The 3,502-nt window shown below is 66.5% G+C and carries 3 protein-coding genes; all 3 read right to left on the bottom strand.

The window, feature by feature from the left end:
- Window positions 1–1,646: type VII secretion AAA-ATPase EccA (eccA, locus tag ACR2JI_RS07330; RefSeq protein WP_526389424.1), on the bottom strand; the 1,646-nt coding region annotated here is incomplete at its 3' end.
- Window positions 1,643–3,151: a type VII secretion protein EccE gene (gene eccE, locus ACR2JI_RS07325; RefSeq protein WP_526389423.1), complete on the bottom strand. Its 1,509-nt coding sequence runs from the start codon at window positions 3,149–3,151 to the stop codon at window positions 1,643–1,645. The genes eccE and eccA, both read right to left, overlap by 4 nt.
- Window positions 3,148–3,502: S8 family serine peptidase (locus tag ACR2JI_RS07320; RefSeq protein ID WP_526389422.1), on the bottom strand; the 355-nt coding region annotated here is incomplete at its 5' end. The genes eccE and ACR2JI_RS07320, both read right to left, overlap by 4 nt.

Genomic DNA, 3,502 nt, shown 5'->3' with positions numbered 1-3,502 from the left:
CGCAGACGCTCAGCCCTTTCGACGACATTGCGGGCGAATCGGCCGTTCTGCATCAGGTCGATCCCGTGCGTGCCGTCGGGTTCCAGATGGGCCCGAAGGCTTCGGCATGCGCTGTTGAGGACGGCCTGGGCATCGTCGTCGATCAGGGTCGCCCTCGGCCGGCCGTAGCGCACCGCGATCTCGACGAGTTCGGCCGCACTGTAGGAGGCGAACCGCAGTTTGCGGTTGAATCGCCCCGCCAGTCCGGGGTTGACCGCCAGGAACTCATCCACCTCCTTCTCGTATCCCGCTCCGATGAAGCAGAAATCAAAGCGGTGCACTTCCAGGGCGACGAGTAGCTGGTTCACCGCCTCCATGCCGATCATGTCCGGCCGTCCGTCGTGGTGTCGTTCGACGAGGCTGTAGAGCTCATCGAGGAACAGGATGCGGCCCAGCGATCGGTTGATGAGTTCATTGGTCTTGGGCCCGGACGCACCGATGTGCTCACCGCAGAAGTCGGAACGCTTCACCTCGATGATCTCCGGGTGCACCACGATGCCGAGGCCGGCATAGATCTTGCCCAGGGCCTCTGCGGTGGTGGTCTTGCCGGTGCCCGGCGGACCCACGAGCAGCATGTGATTCGTCTGGTTCGTCACCGGCAGCCCGTGTGCCAGCCGCAGAGCCCGCACCTCGATCTGATCCTCCAGCTCTGCCACCGCATGTTTCACATCGGCCAGGCCCACCTGGTTGGTGAGCAGTTCGCGGCCTTCGGCGAGTAGCTCGGCACGCCTGCCACGGTTGGCACCCTCGGCGCGAACCTCCTCGGACTGCGCGGTGGTCACATCCCATTTATTGGTCCGACTGTCGATGGTCATCTCGTCGGTGGTGACCAACTGCAGGCCGGGTTGGGCAAGGGCACGTTTGGCCGGTTCGATCAACGCACCGTGCACGGTGGCCTTCGACAGCCAGATATCAGCATTCGTCGCATCATCGAGCTGTCGGAAGCACATCCCCCGGATGTAGGCGAGATCTGCTGCAATCAGCGGAAATTCATCAGGATCAGGACATTCGCGATCGGCCCAATCCAGCGCGATACGCACCTGCCCGAGGTGGGCGGCAGCATGGCTTGCGAGTGCGTTCGTCGCCGCCGTGACCGGTGACATGATGATCGCCTGGGGTGGGAGCGTGCGGGCGGCTTCGGCGATGACATCGGGCCAGCGTTGGGTCGCATACATCAGGTAACTCCTGACGTATTGGCACCACTGGTGGTTCTCCCAGGCGTCGAGCAGTGCGGGATCGCCCAGCAGGGCCGACGCCTTCTCGAACTGGCCATCGTCGACGTAGGCGCTGGCAAGTGCGATCCCCGCGTGTGATGCCTCCGTCACGGTGATCGACAGATGGGGTCCGGCCTTCATCGCCGCCGACAGTGTGAGACCGAGGCGGTTGGTCTCCCGGTGCAGTCTGGCTCCGCAACCGTGCAGGTGTTCAAGTGTGGTGAGGTCGTCATCACCGGCTGCGATCCGGCCCAGCCACGCATCGGCCATCGCCGGGTCGGCATCGGTGGCCTCCCGGAAGAACGACTGGGCGGAGGTGGCGCTCGTCTCCATGGCGGCGACCCCGTGATCGAAGTGCCGCCGCGCCGTCGATGTTGCGGTGATGCCGCTCATGCCGACATCACCGGTTCCGTTGCGGCATAGCGGTTTTCCGCGCGGAACAGCTCCATTTCAACGTCGTGGGTTAGTCCGCCCGCGCGGACCTCGACACTGGCCGGCCCGGTCTGAGTGATCACCACGTCGGTAGAGGCCGGAGCGGCCGACCCCGACTGACCCACCGACAGGACCGTGTTGGGACGCGGTGCCGGCAGCACCGTGCCGTCCACCACGCTGATGGTGGTGCCGGCTGCGGGTCGGACCTGTTCGGTCACGACGACGTTCGGCATTCGGATGCTGCTCCAGCGGTCGATGTCGGTGGTGTGGACGGTCACCTGTCCGCCGGCCGCCGCGGCGCGAACGATGATTCGTTTCACCAGCGGGTCATCCGCTGCAATGTGCACCTGGCTGCCTCCAGCGGGATCCTCGAGCGGCAGCAGCAGACGGTCGCCGACGGTGACCTTTCCCAACAGCACCCCCGAGGATCCGACCGGGACGCGCAGACTTTCCGGGAGGGGCCCCCGGCTCAGCCCGCGCAGTGCGGGAAGCGGCCCGCACAGGTGACGGGACAGCGCCTGGGTCTGCCGGCCGGGAAGTGTCCGCAGCGTGACGCTGGGGGACGCTGTCGGTGGCTGCGCGGTACGGATGGTCACCGAAGCTGTGGCAGTGCGGTCCGCGAACAGCGTGATGTTCGAGACGACGCCGTCCACGCGTAGTGACCACGGCAGGGCGAGAGTATCGGTGGTGATGTCGGTCGGGTCGTATCCGTAGCTCGTCAGCCAACCGCCCTCGCCCCGTAGGCAGTGCCACCGCCGGTTGGACGGTTCACATGCGGCGCCTCCAAGTCGCCGATCGAGCTCGGTCATCTCGGTGGCGGTCGCCACCCGAGCCCGGACTCCGCTGCAACACAGTGCCGCGGCCACGCGCTGGGTGGCCGCGAGCGCGGCGCTTCCCACCGTGGTGCGCGACTGCAGCGCCTCGGCGTTGGAGTGAGCGCAGATGCGGAGCACCAGCCAGGTCTCGCGGTTGCCGGCATAGGGGGAGGTGCCGATGAAGGTGTCGTAGACCCGTGGATAGTCACCGGTGTTGCGGCGGCGGGAACCCGCGCTGACCACGCTCACCGAGTCGAAGTCCAGACCGAGGTTGTGGTTCATGATCGTCAACAGCGCGGCGACGTCGATGGTGTTCTCGGTGTGGGTCATCGTCGAGCCGATGAGCATGGTGGCGCGGTGCGGCTTTCCGAGCAGTTGGATCGCGATGATAGCGACACCATCCTGAAAGCGGACACCACCGCCGGAGCGGTCATTGGAGACGGTGATCGGGGCGGTGAGCTCACTCCGGCGGTTTCGCCGCAGGCGCAGGAATGCCCAGACCCACGCCGGCAGGCCCTTCCACGGCGCGACGAGCAGAGCCAGTGCCACCACGATGCCAACGATTGTGCCGCCGTATCCTGCTGTGGCCCAACCGATTACCGTGACACCGAAAATCGCCGCGATGACACCGACCCGGGATTGCTCTGTCATCTGGCCCTCCTGGCAGCCGAGATCAGCGGGGTGAGGATTGCGATCGCTCCGGCGGCGACGGCGAGGACGACGGCGGCATTGCGGGCCCGTCGGTCCGGTGGTGGAGGCGCGGCAGGGGGAGTCAGTAGCCGTGTCCCCGCGCCCGGTGCGAGGACTTCACCCGGCGGAATGTCGAAGGTGAGGGCCGCTACCGGGTCGATGACACCGTGGCCGACCTGGTTGTCGACACCTCGGGCCGGACTGTGCGCGGTCCGCAGGATGCGGTTGACGATCTGATGCGCTGAGAGGCGGGGAAATCGGGCACGGACCAGCGCCGCCACTCCGGAGACGTAGGCCGCGGAGAAGCTGGTG

Source organism: Mycobacterium sp., assembly GCF_051006775.1.
Lineage (GTDB): Bacteria > Actinomycetota > Actinomycetes > Mycobacteriales > Mycobacteriaceae > Mycobacterium.
The sequence above is the reverse complement of the archived record's forward strand: the minus strand, read 5'-3'. Positions and strand labels throughout refer to the sequence as shown.

Bases quoted from the DNA above. Each gene is read 5' to 3' on its own strand.
- eccE (WP_526389423.1), bottom strand. From the start codon at position 3,151: ATGACAGAGCAATCCCGGGTCGGTGTCATCGCGGCGATTTTCGGTGTC.